Source organism: Mesorhizobium sp. WSM4976 (assembly GCF_029625685.1).
Lineage (GTDB): Bacteria > Pseudomonadota > Alphaproteobacteria > Rhizobiales > Rhizobiaceae > Mesorhizobium.
The window spans coordinates 128,146-146,607 of the sequence record NZ_JARTVT010000013.1 but is presented as its reverse complement, the minus strand read 5'-3'; the positions used below and the strand labels follow the sequence as shown (position 1 = coordinate 146,607).

General features: G+C 64.1%; 16 protein-coding genes. 9 read left to right on the top strand and 7 right to left on the bottom strand.

The window, feature by feature from the left end:
* Positions 1-38: 38 nt before the first annotated feature.
* Genes P9272_RS17720 through P9272_RS17710 form a run of 3 tightly spaced genes read right to left on the bottom strand, consistent with a single transcriptional unit; the run spans position 39 to position 4,082 of the window.
* The gene (locus P9272_RS17720; RefSeq protein ID WP_278161507.1) at positions 39-971 is read right to left on the bottom strand and encodes a TIM barrel protein; all 933 of its coding nucleotides are present in this window, start codon (positions 969-971) and stop codon (positions 39-41) included.
* Entirely contained in the window at positions 971-2,488 is a 1,518-nt protein-coding gene (locus P9272_RS17715) for a glycerol-3-phosphate dehydrogenase (RefSeq protein WP_278161506.1), read from the bottom strand. Before P9272_RS17715 ends, P9272_RS17720 begins: the two co-directional genes overlap by 1 nt.
* Positions 2,478-4,082 (bottom strand): FGGY-family carbohydrate kinase, encoded by a 1,605-nt coding sequence (locus P9272_RS17710; RefSeq protein WP_278161505.1) that lies wholly within the window; start codon positions 4,080-4,082, stop codon positions 2,478-2,480. Before P9272_RS17710 ends, P9272_RS17715 begins: the two co-directional genes overlap by 11 nt.
* Before the next feature lie 796 nt (positions 4,083-4,878).
* On the opposite strand from P9272_RS17710, the gene P9272_RS17705 reads away from it, so the two are divergent.
* From P9272_RS17705 to P9272_RS17665, 9 genes are all read left to right on the top strand, one after another.
* Complete coding sequence (locus tag P9272_RS17705) at positions 4,879-5,535, top strand: DUF2291 domain-containing protein (protein WP_128260758.1); 657 nt, start codon at positions 4,879-4,881, stop codon at positions 5,533-5,535.
* Positions 5,532-7,070, top strand: coding sequence for a sugar ABC transporter ATP-binding protein (locus tag P9272_RS17700; protein ID WP_278161504.1), 1,539 nt, complete (start codon positions 5,532-5,534; stop codon positions 7,068-7,070). The genes P9272_RS17705 and P9272_RS17700 overlap by 4 nt, the downstream gene beginning before the upstream one ends.
* Before the next feature lie 20 nt (positions 7,071-7,090).
* Positions 7,091-8,143, top strand: a complete 1,053-nt coding sequence (locus P9272_RS17695) for an ABC transporter permease (RefSeq protein ID WP_278161503.1) — start codon at positions 7,091-7,093, stop codon at positions 8,141-8,143.
* A gap of 101 nt (positions 8,144-8,244) precedes the next feature.
* A complete protein-coding gene (locus P9272_RS17690; RefSeq protein WP_128260761.1) occupies positions 8,245-9,192 on the top strand; it encodes a D-ribose ABC transporter substrate-binding protein in 948 nt (315 codons plus the stop codon).
* A gap of 142 nt (positions 9,193-9,334) precedes the next feature.
* Positions 9,335-10,201 (top strand): DeoR/GlpR family DNA-binding transcription regulator, encoded by an 867-nt coding sequence (locus P9272_RS17685; protein ID WP_278161502.1) that lies wholly within the window; start codon positions 9,335-9,337, stop codon positions 10,199-10,201.
* Between the two features lie 83 nt (positions 10,202-10,284).
* Positions 10,285-11,811: an FGGY-family carbohydrate kinase gene (locus tag P9272_RS17680; RefSeq protein WP_278161501.1), complete on the top strand. Its 1,527-nt coding sequence runs from the start codon at positions 10,285-10,287 to the stop codon at positions 11,809-11,811.
* Positions 11,808-12,575: a DeoR/GlpR family DNA-binding transcription regulator gene (locus tag P9272_RS17675; RefSeq protein ID WP_128260764.1), complete on the top strand. Its 768-nt coding sequence runs from the start codon at positions 11,808-11,810 to the stop codon at positions 12,573-12,575. Before P9272_RS17680 ends, P9272_RS17675 begins: the two co-directional genes overlap by 4 nt.
* Positions 12,572-14,236, top strand: a complete 1,665-nt coding sequence (locus P9272_RS17670; protein ID WP_278161500.1) for a glycerol-3-phosphate dehydrogenase/oxidase — start codon at positions 12,572-12,574, stop codon at positions 14,234-14,236. Before P9272_RS17675 ends, P9272_RS17670 begins: the two co-directional genes overlap by 4 nt.
* Before the next feature lie 11 nt (positions 14,237-14,247).
* Positions 14,248-14,502: a recombinase family protein gene (locus P9272_RS17665; RefSeq protein ID WP_278161499.1), complete on the top strand. Its 255-nt coding sequence runs from the start codon at positions 14,248-14,250 to the stop codon at positions 14,500-14,502.
* A gap of 478 nt (positions 14,503-14,980) precedes the next feature.
* Here the strand turns inward: P9272_RS17665 and guaA are convergent, their stop codons facing one another.
* The 4 genes from guaA to P9272_RS17645 all read right to left on the bottom strand — a co-directional run bounded on the left by guaA (position 14,981) and on the right by P9272_RS17645 (position 18,415).
* Positions 14,981-16,558: a glutamine-hydrolyzing GMP synthase gene (guaA, locus tag P9272_RS17660; RefSeq protein ID WP_278161498.1), complete on the bottom strand. Its 1,578-nt coding sequence runs from the start codon at positions 16,556-16,558 to the stop codon at positions 14,981-14,983.
* 70 nt (positions 16,559-16,628) lie between these two features.
* The gene (locus P9272_RS17655; RefSeq protein WP_278161497.1) at positions 16,629-17,270 is read right to left on the bottom strand and encodes a 5'-methylthioadenosine/S-adenosylhomocysteine nucleosidase; all 642 of its coding nucleotides are present in this window, start codon (positions 17,268-17,270) and stop codon (positions 16,629-16,631) included.
* 144 nt (positions 17,271-17,414) lie between these two features.
* The gene (locus P9272_RS17650) at positions 17,415-17,876 is read right to left on the bottom strand and encodes a PaaI family thioesterase (protein WP_128256722.1); all 462 of its coding nucleotides are present in this window, start codon (positions 17,874-17,876) and stop codon (positions 17,415-17,417) included.
* An 86-nt stretch (positions 17,877-17,962) separates the two neighbouring features.
* The gene (locus P9272_RS17645) at positions 17,963-18,415 is read right to left on the bottom strand and encodes a TspO/MBR family protein (protein WP_278161496.1); all 453 of its coding nucleotides are present in this window, start codon (positions 18,413-18,415) and stop codon (positions 17,963-17,965) included.
* Positions 18,416-18,462: the final 47 nt, after the last annotated feature.

Genomic DNA, 18,462 nt, shown 5'->3' with positions numbered 1-18,462 from the left:
GCGGTCCTTGATCGCGCGTTTGGGCCATTCTCAGCCAGTCAGATGTTTAGGCTTTGCACGCCCGTGTCGATATGGGGAGCCCAGAAGGCTATGCTCTCGGCAATCTGCGGGATGACCTGCCGATCGTCCGGCTCCCGCTCCTTGAAGCTCAACTCCAGGCAGATCTCGTTGTCGACGGCGCCACCTTCGGCGAACGCCTTCAGCAGCGGTTCAGGATGAATGCGGCCCCTGGCGTTGAACTCGGCGGTGAAGGGGCGGTGCCCGCCCTTGTCCATCAGACTTTGCTTGATGTGGATCACCGGCGACAATTTGGGCACCGCGCGAGCCCACGCATAAGGATCGTAGTCATCCGGATTGGCGCTGGTCACGTCGCCATGATCGATGTCGGCCATCATCCACATCGGCACGGCCATTTCGGCCTTGGTCAGCCTATCCTGCAGCTTGAGGCATTCGGCGATCGTGTGGCCGAACTCGCGTCCGATGCTCATCGGCTCCCAGAAAACGTAACGCAACCCGGCTGCCTTGGCGTGTTCGGCCACCTCCGACCAGCAGTCGACGGCGATCCGGATCAGTTCTTCACGCCGAGCCGGATCGTCATAATCCTTGAATGTGAAGATGGCGAATTGGGTGCCGACGGAGACGCCGCCGAGGTCGGCGGTGATGTCGGCGAAGGTCTTGAACCAGTCGACATAGTAGCGGCGCACCTCGCTGTCGGGGTGGCCGAAATGATTCAGGCGGCCATAGGGGCCGGTCATGCCGCTTGTGACGCGCACGCCGGTGCGCCGCAGGGCCGCCCTCATCTGCCGGGTCAGGCGCCGGATCACCGGCGCCGGCCAGCTCGGGTTGATGAACTCATGCGTCAGTTGCAGGTCGCGCAGCCTGAGGTCGCGCGCGACCGTCTCGACCAGGTCGTCGGGATCGGCGAAACGGTTGACCAGCGGGTTGGTGTTCAGAGAAAGAGTCAGCGCCATCACGCAGCCTCGGCAAGGCGCTCGGCATCGAACCACATGGCGAAGGCGTCCCGTTCTGCTGCGGTGAGATGCAAATGGTGCTTGGTGCGCCGAAGCAGGATGTCATCAGGCGAGCGCGCCCATTCCCTGGCGACGAGATAGCGTACCTCCGCCTCGTAAAGCAGGCCGCCGTGATGGCGGCCAAGGCCATCGAGGCCAGCCGCGTCCTTGACGAGGTCCCTGGTGCGCGCGCCGTAGAGCCGTCCGTAGTGATGCACGAGATCGCGCGGCATCCAAGGATAGGCTTCGCGCAAGCCGTTGGCGAAGGTCTCGTAGTCGGCATTGGGGATTTCGCCGCCGGGCAGCGGCGCCGTCTCGGTCCAGTCCTCGCCCATCCGTGGGAAAACATGCCTCAGCCGGTGCATGCCGCGCTCGGCCAATTCGCGGAAAGTAGTGATCTTGCCGCCGAAGATGTTGAGCAGCGGCGCGCCGCCGGTCTCGTCGAGGTCGAAGACATAGTCGCGCGTCACCGCGGATGGGTTGCCCTTGCCGTCGTCGAACAGCGGCCGCACGCCGGAGAAGGAGTGCAGCACATCCTGGCGCCGCAGCTTCTCCTTGAAGTAGCGGTTCACCGCCGCAAGCAGGTAGTCGATCTCGGCTTCCTCGGCCCTGACGTCCTCGGCGCGGCCGTCATAGGCAATGTCGGTGGTTCCGATCAGCGCCAAGTCCCCTTCATAGGGGTTGATGAAGATGACGCGTTTGTCGTGGTTCTGCACCAGATAGGCATTCGCGCCCTGCCAGAATTTCGGCACGATAATGTGGCTGCCTTTGACCAGCCGCACCTTGCGGGACGAGTTCGATCCCGCGACGCGGCCTATGACATCCGAAACCCACGGGCCGGCGGCGTTGACGAGGCAGCGTGCACGAAAGACACGCGTTTCCCCGGTCATCGCGTTTTTCGTCGTCACCGTCCAGGCGCCATTCTCGCGACGGGCGGAGATCGCAGGCGAGCGGGTGAGCACCTCGGCCCCGCTTTCGGCGGCGCCGAGCGCGTTGAGCACCACCAGCCGCGCATCGTCCACCCAGCAGTCGGAATATTCGAAGCCGCGCGTATATTGGTCGAGCAACGGCGTTCCTTCCGGATCGCGCTCGAGGTCGAGCGTGCGCGTGCCCGGCAGCCTCTTTCGACCGCCCAGATGGTCGTAGAGGAACAAGCCGAGCCGTACCAGCCAGGCCGGCCGGTCCTGCGGGCTGTGGGGCAGCACGAAGCGCAACGGCCAGATGATATGGGGCGCTGCCTTGAGCAGAACCTCCCGCTCGATCAGGGCCTCGCGTACCAGCCGGAACTCGTAATATTCGAGATAACGCAGGCCGCCATGCACCAGCTTACCGGAGCGCGAGGACGTGCCCTCAGCAAGGTCGTCCTTTTCACACAACACGACCGACAGGCCACGGCCAGCCGCGTCCCGGGCGATGCCGGCGCCGTTGATGCCGCCGCCGATGACGAAGAGGTCGACCGTTTTCGGCTCAAGCCCCATCGCGTGCTCCTTCAGACGTCTCGACGGAAGCGCCCGCAGTGGCGCGGCGCTGGGCAGCCAAGGCCTCCCAGGCCGGCCCGAGGGCCCGGCGTGCCGCGCCGAATGCCGGAAAAAGGCCGTCATAGACGCCGATCAGCGCCGGATCTGGCGCCTCGGCGGGCCCGAGCAGCGGCGTGACCCAGTCGGCGATACAGGCGCCCATGTCAGAATAGGCGCCGATGGCGACCGCCGCCATCATCGCGCAGCCGGCAGCACCCGCCTCCTCGCGCGAAGAGACCCGCACAGGCGCGTGAACCGCCGCCGACAGGATGCCGCGCAATCCCTGCGAGCGGGCCGCGCCGCCCGACAGCCGCAGCTCCGACGGCAGGTCGCCCATCGCCGCGTAGCAGTCGCGCATGGCGAGGCCCAGTCCCTCGATGACGGCACGGACGAGGCTCGGGTAGCGATGGTTTACCGACAGGCCGACGAAGCCGGCCCGGGCGTTGGCGTTGACGAACGGCCCGCGCTCACCGGCTTCCGAAATATAGGGGTGATAGACAATCTGGCCGGGCTGGCTGTCGCCGAGCCAGCGATCGATGCGGGCGACCAGGTCGCGGTGAACGGCCTCGTGCTCGAATTCCTTCAGCACATCCGCGGCGAGACCGAGGACCCAGTCGATGTTGAGCGTGGTCGCCATGTTGGTCTGGACCTGCGTCACCAGATCCGGGATCGGCAGGGTGATGACGTAGCCCGAGCCCTCCTTGTTGAGGTGCACGGCGCCCGTCGGCACGGCCCGCATGTGGACGCCGGTCGATCCGACGATCGAGCAGGCGACGTCCCCCTCGCCGCCACAGACCCCGGCACCAAGGGCGGTCATGACCATGTCGACATAGCCGAGACTGACGGGCGTGCCCGCTTTCAGACCCGTCTCGGCCGCCGCCTCGGTGGTAAGCGGATGGGTCACCATCGTGCCGTCGATGATCTCGGGCAAGAGCTTGCGCCGACCGGAGAGGCCGAGCGCCTCGATGACGGTGTCGTCGTAGTGGCGGGTGCGGAAATTGCCGAAAGTGAAGCTTGATTCCGACGGGTCGGTGGCGCGAACGCCGGTCAGGTTGAGGTAGAGCCAGTCCTTGCAGTGCAACGCCACTTCGGCACGATCGAGAAGCTCAGGCGCGTGGCGGTCCATATGAGCCATCTGACTGCCTTGCTGGCAGGTGTTGAGCCCGGTTCCCGTCGCCTCGAAACGGGCGCGGCTGAGCGGGCCGGCGGCCAGGCGCTGGACGGTTGGCGCCGCGCGGGCATCGAGCCACAGCCATGCGTCGGCGACCGGCGTGTCTTGCCGACCCACGAGCCAGGTGCCGTCGCCCTGGGCCGTCACCGCGAGCGCCGCGGCACGCGCCGCCAGGTTTTCAACCCTGTCGCCAAGCCCTCGAAGCGCCGCGACGCAGTCGCGCCAGGTCTGGGAGAGCGACTGTGTCGCCGAACCGTCGGCGGCGGACGCGTACCGGTTCGGAACCGAGGCAGATGCAATCTGGCGGCCGTTCAGCTCGAAGGCGACCGCCTTGATGACCGACGTGCCGGAATCGATACCTATTATGACGTCAGCGTCGGCCACGGATCTCTCCGCTTCCGATGCGACCATACCTGGATCGACAACAGGGCAATGTCCGTCTCCTCCTGATCTTTTCCCGCCTGCAGCCCGACCCGCGAAAGGGCGGCGGCGAAAGATACGCCGTTGCCCACTCCTCCCTAACGACGCCTGGCGCAGTCCATTCTAAGTTATCATGGAAATAACACAATGCATGATTTTTTTTGCAGACACCGAAAATTTTTTCAGTTACGCTGATATCAGTCAGGAGGAACTCGACATCCGACCCTGTCGTCCTTCAATAGACAGGCGGGAAGCGGACAAACAGGCGACCGGATGCTTAAGGCTTGTCTTCACCCTGCGCCGCAGCACAGGGTGGCGAGCATAATTTCTAATGAAATTAGCATCTTACTGGCTGATCAATTCGTTCCTGCAGCAGAGCCGTGCCATATCTGGGAGATGAAGAATCCCAATGATCGGCCATAGCGGCAATCGAGAATATTAAGCTATTCCGGAGATGCCGTTCTGAAAATCGCATATCCGAGAATCCCTGCAACAGGCCAGAATCAGCCCTCAAGCGGAATTCCAATCTACCATGCTTGACGCATTAGATAACATTAACATAACATAAGTTTGACAGGACGGCATGGATGCGGTGGGAGGAAGACGCTGCATCGACGACCAAGGGTGGAGAAAATCAATGCAAGCAAAGCGACCCTTGTATGCCGTGTCACCATGCGGCGGCAGGCGTGCATCCTGGATCCGTGGCGCTTCCGCGTCGCCCCCTGCCCGCCTAGCTTTGTCGCCGGCAAGGCTCTGAACGATGAACGTTATGCCTGCCCAGACACCGAAGGCCCCCGCCGCGCCGCGCCGCGGTCTGACGATTGCGATCGGTATCGGCGTCGTGGTTCTTGCCGCGATTGCGCTCGACACGAAGGTGGTCCGGATCGGATCGTCCGCCGACGTCAGCCAGGAGGCGTTTTCGCCCGACCGTTTCGGCGAAAAGGAATTCCCGCGCATACAGGCCTTCGTCGTCGAGCATGCCGTCAACGCCGCGACCTTCGGGCCGGCGGTCATGGCCGACAAGAATGCGGCCGCCAAGCAATACGGGACAGCCTCATCGACCGGTGCGATCATCCCGATCAGGCTGACGGCGGTAGCGGGCGAAGCGAAATCGGGCGTCTACGAGCTCAAGGCCGACGGTGTGCCGGCCGACATCCATGTTCGGGTGCAGACCGGCCCGGCCATCAACGGCACCGATCTGCGTGATGCGACGGGCGACATCGTCTTCGGCAAATTCAAGAACCAGATCGAATACCAGGACGCCGGCTCGGGCATCAACCGGGCCATGAAAAAGGCGACACTCGACGGTATCGACACCGCCAGCCTGTCGGGCAAGACGTTGGAGATCTTTGGCGTTTTCCGGCTCATCAATCCGAAGAACTGGCTGATCACGCCGGTGAAGGTCACCGTCAAATGAGCGGCGCTGCGACCTCCAGGCCGGCCGGCGAAGTGGTTTTGGCGGCGCGCGACATCGCCAAGTCCTATAACGGCGTGAAGGCGCTGAAGGGTGTTAATTTCGACATCCACCGCGGCCAGGTGACGACGCTGTTCGGCGAGAACGGCGCCGGCAAGTCGACGCTGATGAAGATCCTCTCCGGCGTGGTGCAGCCGACCTCTGGCGAGATCGTTCTCGACGGCCGGCCCATCGTGTTTTCCTCCTCTACCGACGCGCGAAACCACGGCATCTCGATCATTCATCAGGAACTCAGCCTCGCGCCCAATCTATCGGTTCGCGACAACATCTTCATGGGGCGCGAGATCACCAGCCTGACCGGCGTCGACTACGCGGAGGAGGAACGCCAGGTCCGCAGGCTGCTGGAGGAGCTCGAAGAGGACATCGACCCGCTCACCCCTGTCGAGGAACTGCGCCTCGGACAGCAGCAGATCGTCGAGATCGCACGGGCGCTTTCGGTGGACAGCCGGATCCTCATCATGGACGAGCCGACATCGGCGCTTTCGGCCACCGAGGTCGAGGTGCTTTTCAGCGTGATCCGCGATCTTACCGCCAAAGGAGTGTCGATCGTCTACATTTCGCACCATCTCGAGGAGGCCCTGCAGATCACCGATCACGCCGTGGTGCTGCGTGACGGCAATATGACCGCATACGCGCCGCGCGCTGATATCGATCTTGAATGGATCGTGCGCAACATGGTCGGCGAGAACTATGATCTGGGCAGTCCGCCGACCGGCCATGGTTTCGGTCCCGTCATGCTCTCGGTCCGTGACCTGACCGTGCCGGATCCGGTCGGCGGCGGCTACAACGTCGTGGACCGGATGTCCCTTGATGTCAGAGCCGGCGAGATCGTCTGCATCTATGGCCTAATGGGAGCCGGCAGGACTGAATTGCTCGAGACCGTCGCCGGCAAGCTGAGCGCGTCGTCCGGCGAGATCGTGCTCGAAGGCAAAGAGATTTCCCACCTTCCCATCGGCGAGCGCATCGCCCGCGGCCTTGCGCTGGTGCCGGAGGATCGCCAGCGCTTTGGTCTCGTCCAAACGATGTCGGTCGGGCAGAACCTGTCGCTTGCCTCGATCATGGAATTCACGCGCGGGATCTTCACCTCCGTCAGGCTCGAGCGGGCATTGATCCAGAAGTCGATCCGGGACGTGACCGTGAAGACCGACGGACCTGACGTGCCGATCGGGTCGTTGTCCGGTGGCAACCAGCAGAAGGTGGTCATTGGCAAGATGCTGGCCACCGATCCCAAGGTCATTCTGCTGGATGAACCAAGCCGCGGCATCGACATCGGCGCCAAGGCCGAGGTGTTCCGGATTCTGGCTCATCACGCGGCGGCTGGGCAGGCCGTCGTCTTCACGACATCGGAAGTCAACGAATGCCTGTCGATCGCCCACCGCATCATCATCATGCGGCGCGGCCGGATCTCGGCCGAGTTCACTTCGGACATCACCAAGGAAAAGATCATGGCCGCCTCGGGCGAGGCCGTGGCGGCCTGAGCGGAACACGGAAACGAAAAATGACGCAAACGAGCGCCAACCGCATGTCTTCCCAGGTCTCGCCTGTCAAGGGAACAAGCAACCCGATCAAGCTTTTGCTGAAGGGCCGCGCTTTCTTCGCGCTGATCGCCATCGTCGTCGTCTTCTCGTTCCTGTCGCCGAACTACCTCACCGTCTCCAATCTGCTGATCATGTCCTCGCACGTGGCCATCTACGGCATACTCGCGATCGGCATGCTGCTGGTCATACTGAGCGGCGGCATCGACCTCTCGGTCGGCTCGATCTTGGCTCTGTGCGGCGTCGTCGCGGGCGCGCTTATGCAGGGCGTGGAGTTGAAACCGCTCGGCGTCATCCTGTTTCCGCCGGTGTGGGCCGTGGTCGTGCTGACCTGCGCGCTCGGCGCCGTGCTCGGCGCGCTCAACGGCATCCTCATCGCCTGGTTCAAAGTGCCCGCTTTCGTCACCACGCTGGGCGTCATGTACATGGCGCGCGGCATCGCGCTCTTGATGACCAACGGCCTCACCTACAACAATCTCGCCGGTCGGCCGGAGCTTGGCAACACTGGCTTCGACTGGCTGGGCTTCAACCGGCTCTTCGGCGTGCCGATCAGCGTCTTGGTGCTCGCCGCCCTCGCCGTGCTGACCGGGCTGATGCTCAGCCGCTCCTCCTTCGGCCGCTGGCTCTACGCCGCGGGCGGCAACGAGAACGCAGCCGACCTGTCGGGCGTGCCGGTCAAGCGGGTCAAGATCACGGTGTACACCCTTTCCGGTATCCTGTCGGCCATTGCCGGCCTGGTGCTCTCTTCGCAGTTGACGTCGGCAGGACCAACGGCCGGGACCACCTACGAGCTGACTGCGATCGCGGCCGTGGTCATTGGTGGCGCCGCGTTGACCGGCGGCCGCGGCACCGTGCGCGGCACCATGCTGGGCGCCTTCGTCATCGGCTTTCTTTCGGACGGCCTCGTCATCATCGGCGTGTCCTCCTACTGGCAGACCGTCTTCACCGGCGCCGTCATCGTGCTCGCCGTGCTCATGAACACCATCCAATACGGGGCCCGCGGCATCCGACGGTGACGCCGTGCCTCGCCAAAAGCTTCTCCGGACGCAAGGAGATCGACCGGAAAGAAGGCCGAGAAAATCGGCAAATCGCAATCCATAACAAGGGAGTGAGATAAATGATCGATAAAGCCAGAAGGATACTGTTGGTCGCCGCCGCGACGCTGCCATTGATGGCAGGCCATGCCTGGGCGGCGGGCTTGATCAGCATCATCGTGACGGACCCGGCCAACCCTTATTGGCTCACCGAAGGCCAGGTCGCCAAGGCCACGGCCGAGAGCCTCGGCTACACCGCCAATGTCAGCGCCCACAAGGGCGACACCAACACCGAGAGCACAATGATCGACACCGCCATCACCAACAAGTCGGTGGCGATCATCCTCGACCCGGCCAATGCCGACGGTTCGATCGGCGCGGTCAAGAAGGCGATCGCCGCCAACATCCCGGTCTTCCTGGTCAACGCCGAGATCAACCAGGACGGTCTCGCCAAGGCGCAGCTCGTCTCCAACAACGCCCAGGGCGCCGCGATCGGTGCGCAGCAATGGGTCGAGGCGATCGGCGACAAGGGCAACTATGTCGAGCTGTTCGGTAATCCGGCAGACAACAACGCGGCTACTCGCTCGAACGGCTACGAGACCGTGCTTACCCAATATCCGGATCTCAAGAAGGTCGGCAAGGAAGTGGCCAACTGGGACCGCACCCAGGGCTATCAGAAAATGCAGTCGCTGCTGCAGGCCCACCCCGACATCGTGGGCGTCATTTCCGGCAACGATGAGATGGCCCTCGGCGCCATCGCGGCGCTGAAGGAAGCCGGCAAGCTCTCCCAGGTCAAGGTCGGCGGCTTCGACGGTTCGCCGGACGCGGTCGCCGCCGTCAAGGCGGGCGAGATGCAGTACACGGTGCTGCAGCCGGTAGCAGTCTTCTCGGCCGAGGCGGTCAAGCAGGCCGACAAGTTCATCAAGACCGGCTCGACAGGTGCTGCCTCCGAGAAGCAGCTCTTCGATTGCGCGCTGATCACCAAGGACAATGTCGACAAGTACACGGGGCCGTTCACGCTCTCCCAGTGAACCGCCGGACTGGGGCGCGCGGGTTGCGCGCCCCTTTTCCTGCCGCGCAAAGGCATTGGATGCGCAAAACACTGCCCGCCCCTAAGGTGCCTGCTTGCTATCGGCGCCAGATATGCGAATGGCATCGGCAGGAGAGGCTTGGATGACAGATCGCGAGATTCGGCCCGAGCAGGCGCTGAGGACCCTTGCCGGGGATCAGGTGCCCGCCGACAGCCGCCACGCGCGCCAGCTGGCGCGCCGCCGGATGATTGCCGAGGCCGTCATGGCCGAGGGCACGATGCGCATCGAGGACCTCACCGAGCGTTTCGGCATCAGCCTGATGACCGCGCATCGCGACCTCGACGAACTGGTCGACAAGGGATTGCTGCGCAAGACGCGCGGCATCGTCTCAGCCGCCCCGACCAGCCTCATCGAATCGAGCGACATCTACCGCTCCTCGCGCCAGGGAGCCGAGAAGCGCGCGATCGCCCAGGCGGCGGCGGCCTTTCTGGAGCCCGGCCAAGCCGTCTTCTTCGACGATTCCACCACTGTCTTGCAGCTCGTGCCGCACCTTGCCGCGCGCGTGCCGCTGACGGCGATCACCAATTCCATCACCCTGATGAACGAACTCAAGGAGGAGCGCGACCTGACGCTGCTCGGGCTTGGAGGGCAGTTCTACAACTGGTGCAATGCCTTCATGGGGCCGGTCACGGTCACTGAGATCCGGCGGCTGAGGGCCGATCGCCTCTTCATGTCGATGTCGGCCATCACCGACGGCATGGTGTTCCACCAGTCGCCGGAAATGGTCGAGACCAAGCGCGCCATGTTCGACAGCGCCGCCATGCGCATCCTGCTTGCCGATCACACCAAGTTCGAGCGCCGGGCGCTGCACGCCATGTGCGCGCTGAACGAGTTCGACGTCATCGTTGTCGACGATGGAACGCCGCCCCGCCAAGTCGAGGAGATGAAGGCAGGCGGCATGACTGTCGTCGTCGCCGCCGTGCGACAAGAAAATGTTATAGCCGGCTGATTATAACACCGGTTGATGTGAACTTAACATGATGCTATGCGAAAACCTCAGGAGATGCACGCGATGTGCATGGCGAGGAACGCATGCCCTGTCTGCTGGGGATCGATAGCGGCCTGACCGTCACCAAGGCGGTGGTTTTCGACGAGGCGGGCACACCACTGGCCGTGGCCCGCCGCCGGCTGCCGCAGATAATCTCCGGGCCGCGTCATGTCGAGCGCGACATGAACGAGTTGTGGCGCACCGCCGCCGAGGCGATCGCCGAAGCGGTTTCGGGCTGCGGCAGACCGCCCACGGACATCGCCGCCGTCGCTGCCACTGCCCATGGCGATGGACTCTATATTCTCGACCGCGAGCGGCAACCGCTCGGACACGGCGTCCTGTCGCTCGACAGCCGGGCCGGAGAAATTGCCGACCGCTGGCAAACCGACGGGACGGCCGGCAAGGCGCTGTCGCGGACCGGCCAGACCCCGCACGCCTCGGCGCCGTCTTCACTGCTGGCCTGGATGCGCGAGCGGGAGCCGCAGCGATTTGCCCGCATCGGCCACGTGCTCGCCTGCAAGGACTGGCTGCGCTTCTGCCTAACGGGCAGCTTGGGTACCGATCTTACCGAAGCAAGCACCTCCTTCACAGCGGTGGACAGCCAAGCTTACGCGCCGGACATCCTCTCGATCTTCGGCCTCGAGGCGCTCGCCGATGCGCTGCCGCCGGTCGCGCGGCCGGACGAGCATATCGGCGCCATCACCGCGCAAGCGGCCCGGCTTACCGGACTTGTCGCCGGCACCCCGGTCGTGGCCGGCTTGCACGACGTGACCGCATCGGCGCTGGGCATCGGCGGCTATGGCGAAGCTGTGGTCGCCATCGTTGCCGGCACTTATTCGATCAATGAGACGGTTGCCACCGCGCCGCGCATCGACGCCCGCTGGTTCTGCCGCAACGGCTTGAGGCGCGGCGAATGGAACAACATGTCGATCTCGCCGGCATCGGCAGCGAACTACGACTGGTTCCTCGACACGCTGTGCGGTTCCGAGCGGGCGGCGGCGGAAACCGACGGACGCTCGATCCACGCCATCGTCGGCCCTGAAATCGAAGCGGCATTGGCGCGGCCCTCGACGCTGCTCTTCCATCCCTATCTGTTCGGCTCGCCGCATGGCCAGGCCGCCAGCGCCGGCTTCCTTGGGCTGCGCGGCTGGCATGACCGCGGCGACATGCTGCGCGCGGTCATCGAAGGCATAGCGTTCAACCATCGGGTCCACGTCGATGCGCTGCGCGAAGGTTTTGCGACGCGCGAGGCCCGGCTGACCGGCGGCATTTCCCGCAACCCGACCTTTGTGCAGATCTTCGCCGACGTGCTCGCCATGCCGCTCACGGTGACCGAGACGGAGGAAGCCGCCGCATGGGGCGCCGCGCTCTGCGCCGGCGCTGGCGTCGGCCTGTTCGCCTCGCCGCGGCATGATCCGCGCGACCTCGCAGCACTTGGCCGCACCTATCGGCCCGACCCCGAGCGCAGCGCCGCCATGGACAAGCGCTACCGGCTGCACTGCGACATCGCCGACCACCTCGCCGAGGCTTGGCCATCAATCGAAGCGCTGGCGGAAGGGGGAGAGCGATGAACGCGGACGATCGCCGGCAGGATATTGCCGACTATGTCATTCAGCATGGCGAGGCGCGCATCGATGAGCTCGTGGCGGCGTTCGGCGTCTCGCGCATGACCATCCATCGCCACGTCGATGAGCTGGCGCGCCAGGGAGTGCTGCGCAAGCTGCACGGCGCGGTCACCGCGCAGCCGTCCGGGGTCTATGAAAGCCTCTTCCGTTTCCGCGAGACGCATGCGGCGGCCGCCAAGCGGGCGCTTGCCCAAGCGGCTCTGGCCGAGATCGAGCCCGGGCAGGTGGTGCTGCTCGACGATTCGACCAGCGCCAACGCGCTCGGTCCGCTCCTGCCCCAGATCGCGCCACTGACCGTCGTCACCAACAGCCTGTCGCTGGCGGAGCAACTGGTGGGCAAGGACGAGTTGAAGTTGATCCTGCTCGGCGGCGAATACCATCCGACCTACAATGCCTTCATCGGTCACATCTGCGAGAATGCCCTGCACAGGATCAGGGTCAATCTGCTCATCTGCTCGGCCTCGGCGATCGACAAAACCGCGACGCTGATCCAGGACCCGCAGGTGGTGCGCGTGAAGCAGGCCATGGCGGCAGCGGCCTCGCGCAGCGTGCTGCTCATCGATTCCTCCAAGTTCGGCAAGGTCGCGCTGCACCTGTTTGCGGATCTCACCGACTTCGATCTGGTGCTCAGTGACGATGGCCTTCCCGACGACATTGCCCGCAGCCTGAAGGCGGCCGGGGTCAATCTCAAGATCGTGCCGGTGCAATGACCGGGACGATCCTCGATGTCGATGTCCTCATCATCGGCGCCGGCATCAACGGCGCCGGCCTGTTTCGCGACTTGTGCGAACAGGGCTTGCGAGTCGCGGTCGTCGACAAGGCGGATTTCGGTTCCGGCACAAGCGCCGCGCCGTCGCGGCTGATCCATGGCGGCATCAAATATCTCGAAACGGGTGAGCTAGGCCTCGTCGCGCAATCGACACTGGAGCGCAACCTGCTGCTGCGCAATGCTCCGCATGCCGTGCGGCCGCTGCCGACCGTCATCCCGATCTTTTCCTGGCTGACGGGCATCGGAGCCGCGCTGCGCACCCTTTTCGGCAGCACGACCGCTCCGCGCGGCCGCGGCGCTCTGCTGATCAAGATCGGCCTTGCCATGTATGACTTCTACGGCGCCCGCCGCCGCGTCATGCCCCGGCACAGCATGTGGTCGAAAGCGCGGGCGCTGAGCGAGATACCGCCCTTGACACCAGGCATCGTGGCCGTCGGCACCTACTATGATGCCACCGTCCGTCACCCCGAGCGGCTGGTGCTTGAACTTCTTCAGGATGGCGTCAGGGCGAGCCCTGAATCGGAGGCGCTCAATTATGCGCAATTGCTGGGCAGCGACGGCAGCGTCGTGCGCTTCGCCCTGCCGGACGGCGGCGAACTAGGCTTCCGGCCGCGCATCGTCGTCAACGCGGCGGGGCCGTGGATCGACCAAGTCAACACCGCACTCGGCGCGCCGTCACAGCTGATCGGCGGCACCAAGGGCTCGCATATCGTGCTCGACCATCCCGACCTGCTGCGGGCGCTGAACGGCCGCATGATCTATTTCGAAGCCAATGACGGCCGCATATGCCTGGTGTTCGACTATCTCGGCCGGGTGCTGGTCGGCTCGACCGACATCCACGCCGCCGACCCCGAAACCGTGCGCTGCGAGGATGACGAGATCGACTATTTCCTGGCGAGCCTGCGCGAACTCCTGCCTGGTCTTTCCTTCGGGCGCGAGCAGATCGTCTATGCCTATTCCGGCATCCGCCCGCTGCCGGCATCGGACGGAAGGGCGCCGGGCTTGATCAGCCGCGACCACTCGGCACCCGTCATGGAGATCGAGGGCAACCGGAACTGGCCGATCGTCTCGTTGGTGGGGGGCAAATGGACGACCTTCCGAGGCTTCGCCGAAGAGGTGGCGGACATGCTTTTGTGCAGGCTCGGCCAGCCCAGGCGGGTGAGCACGCAAAGCCTCGCCATCGGCGGCGGCCGCGATTTTCCGGCCGATGCGGCCGCGCGTGCCCGCTGGATCTCCGGGGTCACGGCTGAAACAGGAGCATCGCCGGCCCGCGCCGAAGCATTGCTCGACCGCTATGGGACGACCGCCCGTCTCATCCTGGCGCACGAAGCCGAACGACAGGCCAAGCCGCTTGCCGGCCCGTTCGAATATACGCTGGCAGAAATTGATTGGCTGGCGCGCAACGAACGCGTCGTCCACCTGACGGACATCGTCATGCGGCGCACTGCCCTGGCGATCACAGGCCGGCTCAGCCGCAGCAACCTTGAACAAATTGCCGACGCCGCAGCGGCCGCGCTGACGTGGGATGCCGGCCGGCGCGAGAAGGAGCTGGAAGCGACTTCAAAGGAGCTTACGGAGCGGCACCGGTTTTGCTTTGAATAGCCGCGGCCCAATTGGGCAGAAAGATCGAATTTCAGTCGCTTACCGAACAGATCGATACTGTGACGGCCGGTGGTCGGCTGGTGTTCCACATGATGGCGGCGCTCGCCGAATTTGAGCGCCATCTGATCAGGGAGCGCACGGTCCCCGGCATGGAGGTTGCCAGGCAGAATGGCAGCCGTATCGGACGCCCGAAAATCTTGTCCGACATGCAGAGACGTGAAATCGTTCGGGCAATCGTGGTCGACGGAAAGAAATTGGCCAAGTAGCCGACTACTATAACGTGCACTGTTGCACCGTTCGACGGATCGTCGCGAGCGCCGCCGCGTCCGTACAGGCGAATGGGTGAAACTCGATGTCGGCTCGACGACGTCGATGGTCATCCGCTGTGCCGGCGAGGGGCGGATTCCCGCGGTTCACCGGAATGCGCTGATCGAAAGAACCATACAGCCATGCAGCACGACAGCCCGTCTCACTTCAGCGCCCGCTGACCGTGGTCGGCAAGACTCTGATCTCCATTGTGATGCCGACCGGCCCCCGGCCGGCACTTAGGAGAGTCGTTCAGCCGCACGTATATCGATCTTCCTGGCATGTTTCGGGCGTCGCCAACCTGCCAACAGTTGCCTAGGCGTCGGCCGAACGGCGCACGCCGATAGCCGGCGAAAGCTGTCGGCTAAAACTATTTTTGATTTCAGCGACTTAGATCGAACTGTATCGCAATTTCGGCGATGTTCGGATGGGTTTGAATCATTCCCACTCGATGGTTCCTGGCGGCTTCGACGTAACGTCGTATACGACGCGGTTGATGCCCTTCACCTCATTAATGATGCGGGTGGCGGCGGCGCCGAGGAAGTTCATGTCGTAGTGATAGAAGTCGGCCGTCATGCCGTCGACGGAGGTGACGGCGCGCAGCGCGCAGACGAATTCATAGGTGCGGCCGTCGCCCATGACGCCGACCGTCTGGACCGGCAGCAGCACCGCGAAGGCCTGCCAGATGGCGTCGTAGAGGCCGGCCTTGCGGATTTCGTCGAGATAGATGGCGTCAGCCTCGCGCAGGATCTCCAGCTTCTCGCGGGTGATGCCGCCAGGGCAGCGTATGGCGAGGCCGGGACCGGGGAACGGATGGCGGCCGATGAAGCTTTCGGGCAGGCCGAGCTCCTTGCCCAGCGCCCTCACCTCGTCCTTGAAGAGTTCGCGCAGCGGCTCGACCAGCTTCATGTTCATGCGCTCGGGCAGGCCGCCGACATTGTGGTGCGACTTGATCGTCACCGACGGTCCGCCGGAGAAGGAGACGCTCTCGATAACGTCGGGATAGAGTGTGCCCTGGGCCAGGAAATCGGCGCCGCCGAGCTTCTTGGCCTCTTCCTCGAACACCTCGATGAACAGCCGGCCGATGGTCTTGCGCTTCTTTTCCGGATCGGCCTCGCCCTCCAGCGCCGAGATGAAGCGGTCGGAGGCGTCGACCAGGATCAGCGGCAGGTTGTAGTGCTGGCGGAACATCTCCACCACGCTTTGCGCCTCGTCCTTGCGCATCAGGCCGTGGTCGACCAGGATGCAGGTCAGCTGGTCGCCGACCGCTTCGTGGATTAGAAGCGCGGCGACCGACGAGTCGACGCCGCCCGAGAGCGCGCAGATCACCTTGCCCTTGCCGACCTGTTTGCGGATCGTTTCGACCGCGTGCTCGCGATAGGCGCGCATCGTCCAGTCGCCCTCGATGCCGGCGATGTTGTGGACGAAGTTCCTGAGTAGCCTGGCGCCGTCCGGCGTATGCACCACTTCGGGATGGAACATGATGCCATACATCTTGCGCTCAATATCGCCGAAGATGGCGAAGGGCGAGCTTTCGGACTTGCCGAGCACCTCGAAACCCGGCGGAAGTTCGATCACGCGGTCGCCATGGCTCATCCACACCTGGTGGCGCTGGCCGGGCGCCCACAGGCCTTCGAACAGCGGGCTTTCCTTCTCGATCTCGACGAAGGCGCGCCCGAACTCGCGATGATTGGAACTCTCGGCGACGCCGCCCATCTGCACGCAAAGCGCCATCTGGCCGTAGCAGATGCCGAGCACCGGCACGCCGGCGTCGAAGACGACCTGCGGCGCGCGCGGGCTGCCGATATCTGTGGTCGAGGCCGGACCGCCGGACAGGATCACCGCCTTCGGATTGATGCGCCTGAACGCCGCTTCGGCCGATTGGAACGGCACGATCTCGGAAAAGACGCCGGCCTCGCGGATGCGGCGTGCGATGAGCTGCGTGAACTGGCTGCCGAAATCGATGATCAGGACAGTGTTGGGCAGAACGGTGTCGGGATGATTGGCTGTCGTCATGGCGAGCCTTTAGAGAAAGAAACGAGTCGGCGCAATGGGTTGCGCGCTGCGGCTTTCCGTCCTTTTGGGCCTATACCAGCCGGATCGCGCCGGATTCGATCGCCTGTTCCAGCAAGCCGACGGCCGCGGCCAGCCTCTCATCGATCACGTGCAGATATTCCGTCCAATCGTTGACGTGCCTGAGGTCGGCGGCGCCGTCGGAAATGCCTCGAAGGCCGATCAGCGGCACGCCGAACAGCTGGCACGCGCGCAGGCAGGCGAAGGTCTCCATGTCGACCATGTCGGCATCGACGGCGTCATAGGCGGCACCGGAGATGATCGCGCCGCCAGTCGAGAGCGCGGCGCTCTTGATGCCAGGAATGACGAAAGGCAGCGGCACCGTCACCGGGAGGTCGAGGAAAGGCGTCGCCCCTTTCTCGAAACCGAGCGGCGAAGCGTCCATGTCGCGATAGCTTACCGACACGGCCTGGTAGATTTCGGCCTGCTCCAGCTTGCGGCTGCCGGCCGAGCCCAGCGAGACGATCAGGTCCGGCAGCGCTCCCTCGGCCTTCAACGCCGCGAGTTCGGCACTTAGCCGCACAGCAGCCTCGACCGGGCCAACGCCGGTCATCAGCGGCGTGAACAGGTTCTTGAGATGCGGACCGTATTCAGCTTCGGCCGCCATGACGAAGAGAACGGACTTGTCCGACAGACGTGACACGTTAACGGTCATGGCGGCTCTACATGTTTGTTACCACTACGAAAAGGAAGCGGCAACGTGTGCCCTCGCCGCCTGCCGGCCCTTCGCTATGGCTCTGGGCGTTCGTCGCTCGAAAAGTCCATTTGGGGGCTTTTCGTCCGCTGCGCGGACCGCTCCTCACCCCTCGATACCGTCGCGACCGACCACCGTCATCATCGTGCCGGTCATGGTGGCGATCAGCTTGGCCTCGCCGTCGGCAGCGAAGGCGTAGGCCTGCCCGTCGGCGACGATGATGGTGCGTCCGGGCTTTGTCACGGAACCGCGGAACAGGAAGCGCTCCCCCCTGCCCGGCGCGAGCAGGTTGACCTTGAACTCGATAGTCAGCACGCCGGAATTCTCCGGCATAAGCGAGAATGCGGCATAGCCGCAGGCGGAGTCCAGTGCTGTGGATATGACGCCGGCATGCAGGAAACCATGCTGCTGGGTGAGCGAGGCGGAATACGGCATCTCGATTTCGATGATACCGGGCGTCACCAGGGTCAGCTCGGCGCCGATGGTGGCCATGGCTTTCTGCCGAGCGAAGGACGTCCTGACGCGTTCCTCGAAGTCGGGAGCGGGTACGATCTTGGCTGCTGCCATGGCGCTTCGCCTCATATTTGCTGGCGAAGCTTATTGCAGAGGCGGAAGGCTCGCGCAATGTCAATTGCTGCACTGCAGCAAAGCAATCAATTCAACCAGAGGAGCGACGCGTTGAGCAAAGTGGCGAAAGCCACCCATGCCGCATAGGGTACGAACAGCCAGGCGGAAAGCCTGTCGCGGTCCCGAACGCGGGCGATGAAGAGCAAAATGGTGGCGAGCAGCAACAGGATGACGACCACCGCAAGCCCCATCATCCTGGCACCGAAGAATGTCGGCGACCAAAGAAAATTCAGCACCAGCTGCGCTGCCCAGGCCCTCATGGCGCCACCGCCCGGTTGCAGCCGCCAAGTCCGCCAGCCAGCAATGGCAATCAGGATGTAGAGCAGCGACCAGACGGGGCCGAACACCCAGTTCGGCGGATTGAACGTCGGCTTGACCAGCGCTGCGTACCAGGCACCAGGAAGCGTCGCGTAGCCGATCAGCAGGCCGCCGCCAAGGACGATCAGCAAGAAGACAAGAAGCGACCGATATTTCTGCAAGCACGCCCCCGGATAGACCGGGATAGAATTGGGGCGGCGCAATCTTG